The 16064-nt window shown below is 64.5% G+C and carries 19 protein-coding genes; 7 read left to right on the top strand and 12 right to left on the bottom strand.

Going from position 1 to position 16064, the window contains the following annotated elements:
* Positions 1-52: 52 nt before the first annotated feature.
* Positions 53-1678 (top strand): MFS transporter, encoded by a 1626-nt coding sequence (locus IVB27_RS42320; protein WP_247448417.1) that lies wholly within the window; start codon positions 53-55, stop codon positions 1676-1678.
* Positions 1679-1745: 67 nt separating this feature from the next.
* Here the strand turns inward: IVB27_RS42320 and IVB27_RS42315 are convergent, their stop codons facing one another.
* Positions 1746-2219 (bottom strand): secondary thiamine-phosphate synthase enzyme YjbQ, encoded by a 474-nt coding sequence (locus tag IVB27_RS42315; RefSeq protein WP_247448416.1) that lies wholly within the window; start codon positions 2217-2219, stop codon positions 1746-1748.
* Between the two features lie 8 nt (positions 2220-2227).
* Positions 2228-2749: a hypothetical protein gene (locus IVB27_RS42310; RefSeq protein WP_247448415.1), complete on the bottom strand. Its 522-nt coding sequence runs from the start codon at positions 2747-2749 to the stop codon at positions 2228-2230.
* 362 nt (positions 2750-3111) lie between these two features.
* Here IVB27_RS42310 and IVB27_RS42305 point away from each other — a divergent pair, with 362 nt between their 5' ends.
* The 5 genes from IVB27_RS42305 to IVB27_RS42285 all read left to right on the top strand — a co-directional run bounded on the left by IVB27_RS42305 (position 3112) and on the right by IVB27_RS42285 (position 5749).
* Positions 3112-3486, top strand: coding sequence for an AtpZ/AtpI family protein (locus IVB27_RS42305; protein ID WP_018459992.1), 375 nt, complete (start codon positions 3112-3114; stop codon positions 3484-3486).
* A 112-nt stretch (positions 3487-3598) separates the two neighbouring features.
* Positions 3599-4348 (top strand): F0F1 ATP synthase subunit A, encoded by a 750-nt coding sequence (locus tag IVB27_RS42300; RefSeq protein ID WP_247448414.1) that lies wholly within the window; start codon positions 3599-3601, stop codon positions 4346-4348.
* Between the two features lie 53 nt (positions 4349-4401).
* The gene (locus tag IVB27_RS42295) at positions 4402-4632 is read left to right on the top strand and encodes a F0F1 ATP synthase subunit C (RefSeq protein ID WP_007599451.1); all 231 of its coding nucleotides are present in this window, start codon (positions 4402-4404) and stop codon (positions 4630-4632) included.
* A 59-nt stretch (positions 4633-4691) separates the two neighbouring features.
* Positions 4692-5258: a F0F1 ATP synthase subunit B family protein gene (locus tag IVB27_RS42290; protein WP_247448413.1), complete on the top strand. Its 567-nt coding sequence runs from the start codon at positions 4692-4694 to the stop codon at positions 5256-5258.
* Positions 5259-5263: 5 nt separating this feature from the next.
* Positions 5264-5749 (top strand): F0F1 ATP synthase subunit B family protein, encoded by a 486-nt coding sequence (locus IVB27_RS42285; protein WP_247352370.1) that lies wholly within the window; start codon positions 5264-5266, stop codon positions 5747-5749.
* A gap of 199 nt (positions 5750-5948) precedes the next feature.
* On the opposite strand, the gene IVB27_RS42280 is transcribed toward IVB27_RS42285, so the two are convergent.
* The 5 genes from IVB27_RS42280 to IVB27_RS42260 all read right to left on the bottom strand — a co-directional run bounded on the left by IVB27_RS42280 (position 5949) and on the right by IVB27_RS42260 (position 11284).
* Positions 5949-6605, bottom strand: a complete 657-nt coding sequence (locus IVB27_RS42280; protein WP_247448412.1) for a hypothetical protein — start codon at positions 6603-6605, stop codon at positions 5949-5951.
* Positions 6606-6742: 137 nt separating this feature from the next.
* Positions 6743-7330, bottom strand: coding sequence for a GNAT family N-acetyltransferase (locus tag IVB27_RS42275; protein ID WP_247448411.1), 588 nt, complete (start codon positions 7328-7330; stop codon positions 6743-6745).
* Positions 7331-7369: 39 nt separating this feature from the next.
* Complete coding sequence (locus IVB27_RS42270; RefSeq protein WP_247352364.1) at positions 7370-8659, bottom strand: M16 family metallopeptidase; 1290 nt, start codon at positions 8657-8659, stop codon at positions 7370-7372.
* Entirely contained in the window at positions 8656-10074 is a 1419-nt protein-coding gene (gene thrC / locus IVB27_RS42265; RefSeq protein ID WP_247448410.1) for a threonine synthase, read from the bottom strand. The genes IVB27_RS42270 and thrC overlap by 4 nt, the downstream gene beginning before the upstream one ends.
* 565 nt (positions 10075-10639) lie before the next feature.
* Positions 10640-11284: a response regulator transcription factor gene (locus IVB27_RS42260; RefSeq protein ID WP_247352361.1), complete on the bottom strand. Its 645-nt coding sequence runs from the start codon at positions 11282-11284 to the stop codon at positions 10640-10642.
* A gap of 85 nt (positions 11285-11369) precedes the next feature.
* On the opposite strand from IVB27_RS42260, the gene IVB27_RS42255 reads away from it, so the two are divergent.
* On the top strand, positions 11370-12710 hold the full coding sequence (locus IVB27_RS42255) for an ATP-binding protein (RefSeq protein WP_247448409.1): 1341 nt from the start codon (positions 11370-11372) through the stop codon (positions 12708-12710).
* Here IVB27_RS42255 and IVB27_RS42250 read toward each other — a convergent pair.
* From IVB27_RS42250 to IVB27_RS42230, 5 genes are all read right to left on the bottom strand, one after another.
* Positions 12707-13072 carry a nuclear transport factor 2 family protein gene (locus IVB27_RS42250; protein WP_247448408.1) on the bottom strand — a complete coding sequence of 122 codons (366 nt, stop codon included), beginning with the start codon at positions 13070-13072 and terminating at the stop codon, positions 12707-12709. The genes IVB27_RS42255 and IVB27_RS42250 overlap by 4 nt on opposite strands.
* Positions 13073-13186: 114 nt before the next feature.
* Positions 13187-13939 (bottom strand): SURF1 family protein, encoded by a 753-nt coding sequence (locus IVB27_RS42245; protein ID WP_247448407.1) that lies wholly within the window; start codon positions 13937-13939, stop codon positions 13187-13189.
* Positions 13936-14337: a DUF983 domain-containing protein gene (locus tag IVB27_RS42240; RefSeq protein ID WP_247352353.1), complete on the bottom strand. Its 402-nt coding sequence runs from the start codon at positions 14335-14337 to the stop codon at positions 13936-13938. Before IVB27_RS42240 ends, IVB27_RS42245 begins: the two co-directional genes overlap by 4 nt.
* A gap of 96 nt (positions 14338-14433) precedes the next feature.
* Positions 14434-15330, bottom strand: coding sequence for a cytochrome c oxidase subunit 3 (locus IVB27_RS42235; RefSeq protein ID WP_247352351.1), 897 nt, complete (start codon positions 15328-15330; stop codon positions 14434-14436).
* 78 nt (positions 15331-15408) lie between these two features.
* Entirely contained in the window at positions 15409-16059 is a 651-nt protein-coding gene (locus tag IVB27_RS42230; RefSeq protein WP_247448406.1) for a cytochrome c oxidase assembly protein, read from the bottom strand.
* Positions 16060-16064 lie beyond the last annotated feature (5 nt).

Here is a 16064-nt window from a genome sequence, read left to right as displayed (position 1 = left end):
GGAGCGACTCAACATGTCGACAATGGCTGTGTCTCAAGCACGCGCGGGAGGGATGACGAAAGACGAACGGTTCGTCATTCTCGCCTCCTCGCTCGGTACCGTCTTCGAGTGGTACGACTTCTATCTTTACGGGTCGCTGGCCGGCATCATCGGCGCGCAGTTCTTCTCGGCCTATCCCCCGGCAACCCGCGACATCTTCGCGCTGCTGGCCTTCGCGGCAGGCTTCCTGGTGCGCCCGTTCGGCGCGATCGTGTTCGGCCGTATCGGCGACATCGTCGGCCGCAAATACACCTTCCTCGTCACTATCCTGATCATGGGTCTGTCGACCTTCATCGTCGGCCTGCTGCCCAACGCGGCGACCATCGGCATCGCGGCCCCGATCATCCTGATCGCGCTGCGCCTCGCCCAGGGCCTGGCGCTCGGCGGTGAATATGGCGGTGCGGCGACCTACGTCGCGGAGCATGCTCCGAACGGCAAGCGCGGCTACTACACCTCCTTCATCCAGACCACGGCGACGCTCGGCCTGTTCCTGTCGCTGCTGGTGATCCTGTTCACGCGCTCCGCGCTCGGCGAACCCGAGTTCGCGGCGTGGGGCTGGCGCATTCCGTTCCTGGTCTCTGTGCTGCTGCTTGGCGTCTCGGTCTGGATCCGGCTTCGTCTCAACGAATCCCCGATCTTCCAGAAGATGAAGGACGAGGGGAAGAGCTCGAAGGCCCCGCTGACGGAAGCCTTCGGCAACTGGCAGAACGGCAAGCTCGTGCTGCTGGCGCTGCTTGGCGGCGTGATGGGCCAAGGCGTGGTCTGGTACACCGGCCAGTTCTACGCGCTGTTCTTCCTGCAATCGATCCTCAAGGTCGACGGCTACACCGCCAACCTGCTGATCGCCTGGTCGCTGCTGCTCGGCACCGGCTTCTTCATCGTGTTCGGCATGCTCTCCGACAAGATCGGCCGCAAGCCGATCATCCTCGGCGGCTGTCTGATCGCGGCGCTCACTTTCTTCCCGATCTTCAAGATGATCACCACCAACGCCAATCCTGCGCTGGAAAAGGCGATCGAGTCGGTCAAGGTCGAGGTGGTGGCGGATCCCGCAGGTTGCGGCGACCTGTTCAACCCGGTCGGCACCCGCGTCTTCACTTCGCCTTGCGACACCGCACGTGCCTACCTGTCGCAGTCGTCGGTCAAGTACACGACCACGCCAGGTGCGGCCGGCTCCGGCGTGAAGGTGATGGTCAACGGCAAGGAAGTTGCCTACGCCAACGCCAAGGACGGTAATCCGGCGCTCCTCGCCGCCGCGCAGGCAGCCGGGTATCCGAAGGCCGGCGATACGGGCATCGTGAAGATGGCGCATCCGTTCGACATCTTCCGTCCGCAGGTAGCCGCGGTTGTCGGACTGCTGTTCGTCCTGGTGCTCTTCGTCACCACGGTGTACGGCCCGATCGCCGCGATGCTGGTCGAACTGTTCCCGACCCGCATCCGCTACACCTCGATGTCGCTACCCTACCATATCGGCAACGGCTGGTTCGGTGGCCTCTTGCCGGCGACCGCCTTCGCCATCGTGGCCTCGACGGGCGATATCTATGCGGGCCTCTGGTATCCGGTCATCTTCGCATCGATTACCGTCGTGATCGGCTTGTTCTTCCTGCCCGAGACCAAGGACGTCGACATCAAGGCGACCTGATCGGCGGCAGATCCAAATCAACACCAACCGGCCGCGGATCGCTCCGCGGCCGGTTTTCTTTTGGGCTCTACTGATTGCCGCCGATGAATTGCAGCACGATTTCGCGCCGGTGCGGGCGCTTGCGGTGCTCGATCAGATAGATCGCCTGCCAGGTACCGAGCATGAGCTTGCCGTTCAGGACCGGGACCTGAAGCGAAGTCTGCGTCAGCATGGTCTTCACGTGCGCCGGCATGTCGTCGGGTCCCTCGGTATCATGCGTCCATCCGGCGTTCTCCGGCGCGAGCTGGGACAGCGCGGTGGTGAGATCGACGAGCACGGAGGGATCGGCGTTCTCCTGGATCGTCAGCGACGCCGAGGTGTGACGGATGAACAATGTCAACGCGCCGTCTCGCGCGCCCGCCTCGGCGACGAATTTCGCAGCTTCGCCGGTGATATCGGTGAAGCCGCAGCCCGGCGTCTGCACGGTCAGCAGCGACGATGCGATGGCGGTGACTTGCACAGTCGACGGCGCAGAGCGTGCGAAGCGTTTCTCAGATGCCATTCAAACTCTCAAATCTTCCCCGACACGTCCTTCTGCACGCGGTTGGCCATGTCGATCAGCCGGCGCCAGGCCTTTTCCAGGAACGACATCACGCGATCGACGTCCTGGTCGCTCGGCAGCGGGATCTCGATCCTGCGGTCACCCTCGGCGGCCTTCGGCTCCGCCTTCTTGAACGGATCGGATTTCGGCAGCGCCTCGTCGATCTTGCCTGATACGGTCGGCCCCGCCGCGAGCCGTCCCTTCAGCGTCTCGACTTCAGCCTGCAGCCGGCCGATCTCGGCGTCGAGCGCGGTCCGCTCGTCGGGCACCGCGTAGCAGGCCCAACCGGCGCCGCTCCGGGTACAGGTCGATACCGTGCCGGTGCGGGTGTCGAGCCGCAGCACGCCCTCGGGGATGGGGGTCATGCTGTAGCGGCCGTTTTCACTGTCGGGCGCGGATTGCGCGGCGAGGCAGCCTCCGCTGATGGTCATCACCGCGGCGAACGCCGCGGCCGCAAGCCATGATGTTGTGGATGAATTCGCTGGTCTCATCGCGCTCTCCGCCACGACGCGAAAGGTGGCACTCTCGCAAATTCTACACCCCCGCGAGGCGATCCGCCGCCCAAAACGCGCCCCTGATATCAACGAGGGCAGTGCCCTCTTTGATCCCGGCAGCGGGGCGAAATGGCGACGGCATCCGCCGATCATGCGGAGAGCTGCTGCGGTGCGGCGTCACGCTGTGTGCAGCGCTGCCGCGCGCGCCAATATTGTAAAATAAATCAGATACATAACCGGAATGGACACAATCGTGACTTGGCTTGACTTGATTATGGCCCATCAGTATGGTCCGCGCGGCTTTTGAGGGTGGCGGGCGTAATTTCCATTCAGCCGCGGCGTTTTCGGGTCTTCGTTGCATGACACAGGGCACGGGACACGGCGAGAATGGAGATCGCGATAGATCGCCCGAGGAAGCTGCGCTTTCCGAACGGCTCGGAAATCTTGATCAGCGGTTGTCCGAATTTCGCGGCCGCCACGTCAAGACCGAGCAACCCGCAGGTGACGGTGAGGACAGAGCGGCCAGAGCCTCGGCGATGGCGCTTGGTTTCCGGTTATCCTCCGAGTTGGTCGCCGGGGTCGTTGTCGGAGCGGGGATTGGCTGGGGTTTCGACCGCTTGCTGTCGACGTCGCCTTTCGGATTTATCGTGTTCCTGCTGCTGGGCTTCGTGGCCGGCGTGGTGAACGTGGTGAGGACGGCAGGCGCGGGTCAAAACAGACGCGGTGGTTCTTAAGCGGTCCACACCAGGAGAGGAATGATCGTGCCGGCTTCGCCGGTACGGGCCGGCCCGACCGGCAGACCGAGACCCGCCGGCATTGCCCGGCAGACCAAGAGATGCTGCGCTGATGAAAATCGACCCGATCCACCAGTTCAACATCGAGCCTCTCTTCACCCTGGGCCATATCGGCAATCACACGATCGCCTTCACCAATTCGTCGCTCTACATGCTGGTGGCGGTCGCGATCATCTCGATCCTGATGCTTGCCAGCGGCACGCAACTGGTTCCCGGGCGCCTTCAGTCGGTCGCCGAGATCTCCTACGAGTTCGTCGCCTCGACCATCCGTTCGACTGCCGGCGCGGAAGGCATGAAGTTCTTTCCGCTGATCTTCTCGCTGTTCATGTTCCTCTGCGTCTCGAACCTCGTGGGTATCATCCCCTATACCTTCACGATTGCGAGCCATCTGATCGTGACGGGAGCGCTCGCGCTGCTGGTGTTCTTCACCGTCCTGATCTACGGCCTCTACAAGAACGGCCTGAAATTCTTCAAGATTTTCGTTCCCCAGGGCGTCCCTATCTACATCCTGCCGCTGGTCATGTTCATCGAGATCCTGTCGTTCTTCCTGCGGCCGGTCTCCCACAGTGTCCGTCTCTTCGCCAACATGCTGGCCGGCCACATCGCGCTGAAGGTGTTCGCGGGCTTCGTCGCCATGCTCGGCTTCTCGCTCGGCGCCGTCGGCTGGGTCGGCGGCGTGCTGCCGCTGGCGCTCACGGTCGCGCTGTACGCTCTCGAGATTCTGGTCGCGTTCCTGCAGGCCTATGTGTTTGCGATCCTGACCTGCATCTACCTCAACGACGCCATTCATCCGGGACACTGAGCGGTCCGGGGAATTTCCACCCACAACCCAATCTTTCTTCCAAGGAGTCTAAAATGGATCCGGCAGCAGCAAAACTTATCGGCGCGGGCATCGCATGCATCGGCATGGGCGGCGCGGGCGTCGGCGTCGGCGTGATCTTCGGCAACTACCTCGCCGCAGCCGTTCGCAACCCTTCGGCTGCTCAGGGCCAGTTCGGCAATTTGATCTTCGGCTTCGCCGTGACCGAAGCGCTCGGCATTTTCTCGCTGCTGATCGCGCTGCTGCTGCTGTTCGTTCCGCTCTGAGGACGTGTTTCGCGCCGCTTCAACCGAAGCGGCGCGCATGACTGCAACAGGAGTACTCCATGGCTGAAAGTCATGGCGGCGCAAAAGGTCCGGCGGCGGGCGCCCACACCGAGGCTGACGGTAGTCACCACGGTGGCGGCTTCCCGCCGTTCGAGAGCAGCAGCTTCGCTTCACAGCTGGTGTCGCTCGCGATCTTCTTCGTCCTGCTTTACGTGATCGTGTCCAAGCTCGCTCTGCCGCGTATCGGCGGTGCGATCGAGGCGCGTCAGAACAAGATCGAGGGTGACCTCGCCGAAGCGCAGAAGCTGAAGGACCAGTCCGACGCCGCGCTGAAGGCCTATGAAAGCGAGCTCGCCTCGGCGCGCACGCGAGCACAGGCGATCGGCAACGAATCCCGCGAGAAGGCGAATGCGCAGGCGGAAGCCGAGCGCAAGACGCTGGAAGAACAGCTGACGGCCAGGCTCGCCGGGGCCGAGAAGACCATCGCCTCGACCCGCACCGCCGCCATGAGCAACGTCCGCGGCATCGCAGCCGATGCGGCCGGCCAGATCGTGCAGCAGCTTACCGGCGTCGTTCCCGACGCCGCGTCGGTCAATGCCGCGGTCGATGCGTCCTTGAAGGGTTAGTCGATATGTTCTTCGAACCTGAATTTTGGGTCGCCGTCGCCTTCGTCATCCTGATGCTCGTGTTTGCCTATCTCGGCATCCACAAGACCCTGCTGACGACGCTCGATCATCGCGCAGCCCGCATCAAGGCCGAGCTCGACGACGCGACGCGCCTCAAGCAGGAGGCGGCCAAGGTGCTCGCCGACTACAAGGCGCGCACCGCGACGGCCGAGCGCGAGGCTGCCGACATCATCGCCAACGCCAAGTCCGAAGCCGAGCGCATCGCGACCGAGGCCAAGGCGAAGATGGAAGACTTCGTCGCCCGCAGAACCAAGACCGCGGAAGGCAAGATCGCGCTCGCCGAGGCCCAGGCGGTGGCCGACGTCCGCGCCGCAGCCGCGGAAGCCGCCGTCCAGGCCGCCTCCACGATCCTGTCGCAGTCGGTCAAGGGCAACGTCGCCGACGATCTGCTCGCCAAGGGCATCACCGAGGTTCGGCAGAAGCTGAACTGAGGGGTCTCGCTTCACCAATCAGAAAGCCGGCGCGATGAGTGCCGGCTTTTTCGTTTGTCGGGCACTGCATCGGCAAACCTGATGTCATCGCCCGCGAAGGCGGGCGATCCAGTATTCCAGAGACAGTCCTGATCAATCGAGAAGCCGCAGCGTACTGGATGCCCCGCCTTCGCCGGGCATGACAACTATGTTTTCGTGGTTACTTCTTCCTCCCCCGCGCCTTCGGCTCGGGCGAGAGCGCTTGCGGGTCGAAGCCGACATAGAAGATGTAGGAATCGGCGGCCTTGGCCGAAGGCATCGGATAGGCCAGATCCTCGGCGACGAACGTGAAGGGCACGCTGCCGCCCTCCGACATCTCGACCGTGGTCCGGTAGGCCTTCGAGGCGATCACCTTCTCGCCGACGCCGCCCTGCACCACGGCGATGCGCAAGGGCACCTCGACGGTCGCAGGCGCACCGGCGGGACCGGCGATGACGCGGCCCTGAATGCCGATCCGGGCCGTGATATCGGCACCGTTCCGGGTACATTCACGCGCCATCTTGGTGATCGTAGCCTGGAAGCGGATCTCATTGCCGACGGCCGGCTTGCCGGTGGCGCCAACCGCGTAGGTCGAGGCCCCCGCGCGCACCGTAACCTGCGGACAATCGACGTCGTCATCGGCCGCCGGCTGGCCTGGCGCAGGCGCAGGCTTGGGCTGTGCCGGCTCGTCGGACTTGCCGCCGAACAGACCCTTGAATCGATCGGTCAGCGATTGCGCCGCGACCGGCGAGACGGAGACGAGCGCAACCGACAACGCCAGCGCGACCGCTGTCCCCCGCCGCAACGTATTCCGCGACGACCGAAACTTCTGCACCATCAACGCCCATACTCCACGACAACATCCCGGCCGATCGCCGGCCGGCCTTGCGCCGTTATATCGTCAAAACCGGCGAACCCAAGGCAAGCACAACAAGGCAGCAAACAAGGAGACTTTGGCCACATGACTGAACGGCCTCAGCCGCGGAAATCCTCGTGCAGCAGGCCGAACAGCAAATGGTCCTGCCAGACCCCGTTGATGCAGAGATAGCGGCGCGCCAGCCCCTCGCGGGAGAAGCCGCACTTTTCCAGCACCCGGATCGACGGCGCATTGGTCGGAATGCAGGCGGCCTCGACCCGGTGCAGATTGAGTTCGCCGAACAGCGTCGGCAGCAGCACCCGCAGCGCGGCCGTCATGTAGCCGCGCTGGGCGTTGGGCTTCCCGACCCAATAGCCGATGGTGCCGGCCTGGACGATGCCGCGCCGGACATTGGCGAGCGTGATGCCGCCGAGCATGGCGCCGTCGAGCTCGCGGAAGATCAGAAAGGGATAGGAACGGTCCGCGGCGATGTCCTCGGAATAGCGGCGCAGGCGGCGACGGAAGCCGGAGCGGGTGAGATCGTCCGACGGCCAGATCGGCTCCCAAGGCGTCAGATAATCGCGGCTGGACTCGCGCAAATGCGCCCACTGCAAGAAGTCCGACATCTGCGGCGCGCGTAGCAACAGGCCGTTGCCGCGCGGCGCGAGCGCGGCAGGTCCACTGGATGGCAGGCGAAAGAGGGCCATGGTGATGCTTCCCGGGGCAGATCAGCCCGTGCGCGGCTCCTAATGCAGCCGCGCTTTGGCGCGTGCCCGGGTCAATCCTTCCGCAAAAGACACCGCCGTGTCCAGACCCCTGCCGCTGCCTAATGCGACAACCGCAGGGCGGCTGCGCGACAGCAGCGCACGCGCCGCATCCCGGGTCGATTCGACGCTGACGGCGTCGATCCGGGCCACCAGCTCCTCGGCCGTCTGGGGCCGGCCATAGGCCAGCACATGGCGGGCGAGCTGCTCGGCGCGCGACGAGCAGCTCTCCAGCGCCATCAGCAGGCCCGCCTTCATCTGCGCCTTGGCCCGCGCGATTTCGACCTCGGTCAGGGTCTCCACCGAATCGTTCATGATGTCGACCACGACTTCCATCATCTCGGGCGCATCGGCCGGATCGGTGCCGGTGTAGAGGCCGAAGAATCCGGTGTCGGTATAGGGCGCGTGGAACGAGTAGATCGAGTAACAGAGGCCGCGCTTCTCGCGGACCTCCTGGAACAGCCGCGACGACATCCCGCCGCCGAGGATGTTGGTGAAGACCTGGAGCGAGAACAGCGACAGATCGCCCTGCGGCACGCCTTCCAGCGCCAGCGTCAGATGCGCCTGCTCGAGCTCGCGATGCACCACCTTGGTGCCGCCCTTGCCGAACTGTGCGGATTGCGGCTTGGGACCCGGCGTCCCCTCAAAACTGGCAAAGCGGTGCTCGACTTCGGCGACCACCTGCTTGTGATCGACCGCGCCGGCCGCCGCCACCACCATGTCCGGCCCGCGATAATGCGTCGACAGATAGTCGCGCAGCGAGTCGCGGCTGAAGGCACGCAAGGTCTTCGCAGTGCCGAGTAGCGAACGGCCCATCGGCTGGTCGGGATAGCAGAGCTCGTTGAGATGCTCGAACACCACGTCGTCGGGCGTGTCCTGCGCCGCGCCGATCTCCTGCACGATGACGTTCTTCTCGCGCTCGAGCTCGTCGGGCTCGAAGGCGGGATTGGCGAGGATGTCGGCGAGCACGTCGAGTGCGAGCGGCACGTCGGCCTTCAGCACCCGCGCGTAATAGGACGTGGTCTCGGTCGAGGTGCCGGCATTGAGATCGCCGCCGACCGCCTCGATCTCCTCCACGATCTCGCGCGAGGAGCGTTTCGTCGTGCCCTTGAACGCCATGTGTTCGAGAAGATGCGAGATGCCGTGCTCGTTGGGCTTCTCGTCGCGCCCGCCGACCCCGGCCCAGACGCCGAGCGCCGCCGTTTCGAGATGCGGCATCTTGTCGGTGACGACGGTCAGGCCGGACGCAAGCTTGGAAATCTCGACGCTCATCCGGCAACTCCCTGTTTCGCGGCGCGGCTGACCGACAGCACGAACCGCTCGACCTCGGCCTGGTCGTTCTTCATCACCTTCATGTGTTCGGATTTGGTCATCAGACCGTCGAGCCAGGCCGGCAGTTGCGGCCGCTGGCCGCAGGCCGCCTCGACCGCGTCGGGGAATTTGGCCGGATGGGCGGTGGACAGCACGATGCTGGGAACCGTCGTGTCGGTGGTGTCGCGGTCGGCGACCGCGAGCGCGACCGCGGTGTGGGGATCGACCAGTTCGCCCGCCTCGCGCCAGGCGGCGCGGATCGCGGCCGCGGTCTCGGTCTCGTCGGCGCGGCCCGCGTCGAATTCCGCGCGGATCGCGGCCAGCGTCGCATCGGGCAGCACGAAGCGCCCCGACTGCTTCAGCGAATCCATCAGCCGGCGCACGCCGGCGGCATCGCGCCCGCCAGCCTCGAACAGCAGCCGCTCGAAATTCGAGGAGATCTGGATGTCCATCGACGGCGACGCGGTCGCGTGCACCTCGCGCACCTCGTAGATCCCGGTCTTCAGCGTGCGCGCCAGGATGTCGTTGACGTTGGCGGCGATGCCTAGAGTCCGCACCGGAAGACCCATGCGCTTGGCGACATAGCCGGCAAAGATGTCGCCGAAATTGCCGGTCGGCACGACGAAGTCCACCGCGCGCGCCGGCGCGCCGGCGGCAATGGCGGAGGTGAAATAGTAGACCACCTGGGAGACGATGCGCGCCCAATTGATGGAATTGACGCCGGACAGCGAGGTCGCATCGCGGAAGCGATGGTTGTTGAACATCCCCTTCACGAGCGCCTGGCAATCGTCGAAATTGCCATCGATGGCGAGCGCGTGGACATTGGCCGCGCCTGTCGAGGTCATCATCCGCCGCTGCACCTCGGAAATGCGGCCGTGCGGAAACAGCACGATGAGATCGACATTCTCGAGCCCCGCGAACGCGTCGACCGCAGCACCGCCGGTGTCGCCGGAGGTCGCGACCACGATGGTGGTGCGCTGGCCGCGCTTGGCAAGCACATGGTCCATCAGCCGCGAGATCAGCTGCATCGCCACGTCCTTGAAGGCGAGCGTCGGACCGTGGAACAGCTCCAGCACGAACTGGTGCGCCGCCATCTGGCGCAGCGGCACCACCGCGGGATGGCGGAAGGTGGCGTAGGCCTCGTTCGCCATGCGGCCGAGTTCGGCATCCGAGATCTCGCCGCCAACAAAGGGCCGGATCACCTCGACGGCGACCTCCCAATAGGGACGACCGAAGAAGCCGGCGATGGCCTCAGTCGAGAGTTGCGGCCAGACGGCCGGCACATACAGGCCGCCGTCGCGGGCAAGCCCGGTCAGCATCACGTCGCAGAAGCCGAGTTCGGGGGCCTCGCCCCGGGTCGAGATATAACGAGTCAAACTGCCCTCCAAAGGCCGGCCGAGCCTGAGCTCGATCCGCAAGCCTTTGATTTTACGAAACTACTTGTTAACAGCCAGAGGCTTTGGGCCACCATAAAGTGTTTTACGGCATCGGGAAACCGCTTCGCGTCCCTGCCGATCCAACGAAAAAGGGCTGCCCAATAAAAAGGGCTGCGGCAATGCCGCAGCCCTCTCCTGGAAGGTCTGTCGTTGATGTGTGCAGACCAGTTTGCCTCTTGGGGTCGCTGACCCGCTAAAACTGTTCGCGCAAGCTTTCGTCGCCTGTCACGACATCGTCAAGAGCCAAAACGGCGCGTGAGAGAAGATGTTCCTATTTTTCCCGGCAATGCCTCGGCGTCGACAAATGCTCGCGAGCGATTTCTTGGCGCGCATTGCCATTATTTCCCGAATGACCGGACAGTGCCGGAACGAACTGCCGGCTCGGTCCATTGTGTCGGCGGATGGTATCGGCGCTATCCATGCATTGCCCGGCTCAGCGCCGAGACCGCTCCGCCCCGCCGAACCGGCAGCATCCTGGAGCAGCCGGTTCGGCGCTCTGGGCGTGTCAGCTCATCCCGATTTCCACCGCGATCCGGATCAGATCGGAATGGTTCTTGGCACCGAGTTTCTGCTTGAGCAGGGACGTGGTGTTGGCCACGGTCTTGTAAGAAATGCCGAGCGCCTCGGCGACCTCCACGATCTTGTCGCCTCGCCCCAGCAGGCGAAGAATCTCGAGCTCCCGCGGCGTCATCTGCGAGGCCGGGTTGGCCTTGATAGCCGCGCCGGAAAACGTCACGGCTTCCGCGAGCTGCGGCGAGATGAAATTGTCGCCCGCGACCACCTTGCGCACCGCCTTGAGCAGGATCCGGGGATCGTCGCCCTTGGAGACATAGCCCTGCGCCCCAAGCTCGACCGCCCGCACCACGAAGGCCGGATCGTCATTCATGCTGAACATGATGATCTTGGCGTCCGGATCGTCCTTGCGAATGCGCCGCATCAGTTCGAAGCCGGAGACATCCGGCAGGCTGATGTCGATCACGGTGACGTCGGGCCGCTTGCTGACATAGGCGCGATGCCCGGATTTGGCGTCGGCCGCCTCTTCGATCCGGATCGAATGGTCGGAGGCGAACAGGGTGCGGCAACCGGACAGCACCACGGGATGGTCGTCAACGATCAGGACTCGGGTTGCCGGCTTAGTGGAATCTTGCATCGCAGCTCTCTTGCTTTTCGACTCATAGACCCCCGGGAACAAATGGAAAGAGCAAATCCGGCCGATGCGCGTTAGAATTGACCTAATGTGGCAACGCCTCTCGTTCAGAACCCAACTGTTCCTGCCGCTCGGCACGAGCTTCCTCGCCGCGCTGATCATGGGCGGCGTGCTGCTTCAAACCTTCGCGGCCGGGCAACTGGCCGACGAGAACGAGCCAAGGCGGCGTTTGACCCAGACGGTTGCCGTCGCGCTCAACAACACCCTGCGCACCTCGAACACTCCGCGGCAGACCCTCGACGCCTTTGTCCATTCTCTGGACATCTCCTCTGATATCCAATTCCGTGCTGTGGACGCGGGTCCCGCATCTTCAGCGAAGGACGGTCTGCGCAAGCCGCATGGCGTGCCGCAATGGTTTGTCGACCTGCTCACCATTCCGGACATGGACACGGCAACTCCGGTGATGATCGGCGGCCAGCGTGTCGGCGATCTCCTCTTCCTGCCGGACCTGTCGGCCGATCTGTTCGAGAAGTGGATCGGCTTTCTCGCGCTGACCACCCTCGTCGCCGTGCTGATGGTGCTCACCGGCACAATTGCCTATGTTTTCGCCGGATCGGCCCTGCGCCCGCTGCAATATCTCGGCGAAGGCCTCACGCGGATACGGCGCGGCGACTACGCGACGCCGATCCCGGTCGGAGGTCCGCCGGAAATCCGGCAAAGCTGCGAGGAGGCCAATGCGCTGGCCGCAACGCTGGCGCAATTGAGCCAGGACAATCGCGACCTGCTGCACCGCCTGGTGTCGCTCCAGGACGACGAGCGGCGCGATCTCGCGCGCGAACTGCACGACGAACTCGGCCCGTTGCTGTTCAGCATTCGCGTCGGCACGATCGCATTGGTCGAGGCCTCGCCTACGGCGGGACATCTCGGCAATTCGGCGGAAGAGGTGTTGCAATCGGTCGAGGCACTCCAGCAGACCAACCGCCGCATCCTCGATCGCTTGCGACCGCTCTACATCGAGGAATTGGGTCTGGAGACCAGCGTGCAGACGCTGCTCCGGAACTTTCGCAAGCAAGCCCCGTGTGTCGGCCTGACGGACACGATTGATCCGGATCTCAACGGGATCGACGGGCCGCGGGCTCAGACCGTCTATCGCGTGATTCAGGAGGCGCTGACCAACGTGCTGCGCCATGCCGGCGCCAGCAATGCCCATGTGCAGGCGACCTTCGCCGGCGAGACGGTCGTCATCGAGATTTCCGACGACGGCGGCGGCTTTCCCGAAGGCGATTTGTTCGGCCGTGGCCTGACCGGCATGCATGAGCGCGTGCGCGCGCTCAGCGGATCGCTGTCACTGCTGCGCGCGGATGAACGAACCTATGTGCGCTGCCGCCTTCCCGCCGAACCGGCAGGCGAGGCACCGGTCACCGATTAGCACGCACAGCCAAGGTGCGTGTTCTGTCGCGCCGGCTCGCACAGCGTGGTGCGTATCTTGCCGTCCGGGCTGAAGCAAAACGAGGCGCGGATGCGCAGCGCGCCGGCGACGGAATATTCGAGATCGACGCCGTGGGGCGCAGGATGGATTTCCTCCAGCCCGAAACCTGCCGACGAGAAAGCGCTGAGCCGCGGCTGCCAATAGGCTTCGAGCTCGCTGCGGCCGCGATAGCGCTGCGTGCCGTTACACGTGCATTCGACCTGGCCGTCGTCCGCATAGAGGTCGAGCAGCGTCGCGAGATCGCCCTTCCTGCAGGCATCCACCCAGTCGACGACAATTCCCATCTGGTCGAAATCGCTCACGCCGCAATCCTGTCTGCCGCGGAAAATCACTGGTGGCTTAGGACTACACTCGTGAATGTGCGCTGAATGGTAAACCCCGGGCGATACCGGGTTCCCTAGAGGTATCTACGGAGTTCAGCTCTGCCGCCGCCCTTTAGCCCACACGGCGAAGGCGATCAGCACGGCGCCTGCGAGCGTGAACCAGGTGATGGCGTATTGCAGGTGATCGTCCTTGAGATGGACGTCGAGGGGCCCCGGCCGCGGAATGGCGTTCTCGGGTGCGGGCTGCTCGAGGTCGATATAGAATGGCGCAACCGCGCCCCAGCCCAGCGTGCTCGCGATCGCCACATGATCGCGCACGAACCAGAGCCGCTTGTCGCGGTTCTCCGCCGGGGTCAGCCAGCCAGGTGCCTCGGGAAAGCGAAGATAGCCGGTAAACGAGACCACCTGCCCCGTGATGAGCTTCTTGACCGCGCGATCCTCGACGCTGCGATCCTGCATGGTGTTTTCGACGAAGCCCGCATCGATCACGACGGTTTCGCCGCTTGGCAGCCGCGCCGGCAGGAACGCCCAGGTACCGGGGCTTGCGGCATCCTTGCGCACGGCGGACCCGGGCGAATAGACCATCGCATCGGGCAACGGCGCATACGTCGCGGTAAAGCTGACACGGCGGAATTCATCGCGCGCGGGACTTAGCGCGGCCCATCGTGCTTGCGGCGGCAGCGCGACCGGTGCCTCCGCAAGACGCTCGGTGAGTGCTGTGATCAGCTCGTGCTTGGCGAGGCGGCGCTGCAATTGCCAGAGGCCGAGCGCGACGCAGACCGCGGCCAGGAAAAGCGTGAACAGCGCAAAGCCGGCCACGCGTGGCTTGCGCGCGGTCTCGTTCATTTCGCGCGGTCGACCAGCCGGCCCGGCGCCGCCTTGTGGTGGAATTGCAGCGCGATCAGCAGCGACTTCATCGCGCGCAACGGCAGCAGCGTGGTCGCGAGGATCAGCGGCAGCCACAGCACCGCGTGCAGCCAATACGGCGGCTGATACTTGACCTCGACGACGAGCGCGCAGCCGACCACGATCGCGCCGGCCAGCATGATGATGAAGATCGCAGGGCCGTCGCCGGAATCGATGAAGGCGTAGTCGAGGCCGCAACGGTCGCAGGCGGGCGCAAGCGTCAGGAAGCCCGCATAGAGCTTGCCCTGGCCGCAGCGCGGGCATTTGCAGGCAAGCCCGCGCAGCGCGCTTTGCAGGACAGTGGCTTGTGGCTTGGACGTATCGGAGGCTTCGTTCATGATGAAGGAGTCTATCACAGTTCTGCCGAAACCTCCGGCGCGTCGAAAGCGAAAGGGCGGCCCTACGGCCGCCCTTTCTGATCAATCCAAGGTTGCTCAGTGCGCGCCGTGGGCCATGGACTCGGCGCCGTGTCCCCACACATAGATGCAGAGGAACAGGAACAGCCAGACCACGTCGACGAAGTGCCAGTACCAGGCGGCAAACTCGAAGCCGAGATGCTGCGTCGGCGTGAAGTGGCCGGCATAGGCGCGGAACAGGCAGACCAGCAGGAAGATGGTGCCGATCAGCACGTGGAAACCGTGGAAGCCGGTCGCCATGAAGAAGGTCGCGCCGTAGACGTTGCCGGCGAACGAGAACGCCGCGTGGCCGTACTCATAGGCCTGCACGCAGGTGAAGAGCGCGCCGAGCACGACGGTGATGATCAGGCCGTATTTCAGGCCCTGGCGGTCGTTCTCGAGCAGCGCGTGATGGGCCCAGGTCACCGTGGTGCCGGAGGTGAGCAGGATCAGCGTGTTCAGGAGCGGCAGATGCCAGGGGTCGAAGGTTTCGATGCCGTGCGGCGGCCAGGTGCCCGGCACAGCGCAGGCGCCGGCCGCGGTACCGAGACCGCAGCCGAATATCGCATCGCGCGTGGCGTGGACGGCGTCGGCCGGGAACAGCGCTGCGTTGAAATAGGCCCAGAACCAGGCGACGAAGAACATCACCTCGGAGGCGATGAACAGGATCATTCCGTAGCGGTGATGCAGCTGCACCACGCGGGTGTGGTCGCCCTTGTACTGGGCTTCCTTGATCACGTCGCCCCACCAGCTCGCCATGGTGTAGAGCACGCCGACGGTGCCGACGCCGAAGATGATCGGCGCCGCCGAGAACATGTGGTGCATCCAGGCGATCGCACCGACCGCCATGATGAAGGCCGAGATCGAGCCGACGACCGGCCACGGCGAGGGATCGACCAGATGGTAGTCGTGATGCTTGGTGTGCGCCGTTGCCATTTGCGGTCTCGCTCCTCAATCCCGTGCCTGTCCGGCACTTATCCCCTTGTTCCAATCCCCTGAGCGTGAGCCCGGCGATCAGAGATTTCCCTTGCGTTTGTCGCCCTCGCCAGAGGCGACCGGCTTCACTACCGGATCGCGCACCGGATAGAACGTGTAGGACAGCGTGATCGTGTTCAGCCCGTCGTTGTCGTGGTCGTCCGCGATCGACGGGTCGACGTAGAACACGACCGGCATCTCGCGCTTCTCGCCGGGCGCCATGGTCTGCTCGGTGAAGCAGAAGCAGTTGATCTTCTGGAAATAGGATCCGACCGTCAGCGGCGCGACATTGTAGGCGGCCTGGCCTGCGGTGGTCCGCGCGGCCTGGTTGGTCACCGTGTAAAAGACTGTCACGACCTGACCGATATTGACCTCGATCTCGCTCTGCTCCGGCTCGAACTTCCAGGGCAGGCCGGGCGCGACGTTGGAATCGAAGCGCACCGCGATCTTCCGTGCGATCGGACCGCTCGCAGGCGCCGAGGTCGCGACCTGGGTCGTGCCGTTGAAGCCGGTGGCACGGCAGAACCAATTGTAGAACGGCACCGCCGCGTAGGAGGCGCCGACCATCAGCGCGACCACGCCGCCGCAGATCGAGGCGACCAGCACGTCGCGGCCGACACCCCTGAAAGGCCGACGCCCTTTGGTGGCCGTCCGGCTCTGATCCGGCGATATGGTCGGCTTCTGATCCATGTTTC

The sequence above is a fragment of the Bradyrhizobium sp. 197 genome (genome assembly GCF_023073375.1).
Classification (GTDB): domain Bacteria; phylum Pseudomonadota; class Alphaproteobacteria; order Rhizobiales; family Xanthobacteraceae; genus Bradyrhizobium.
Note: the sequence above shows the minus strand (reverse complement) of the source record. Positions and strands in the feature narration are given on the sequence as shown.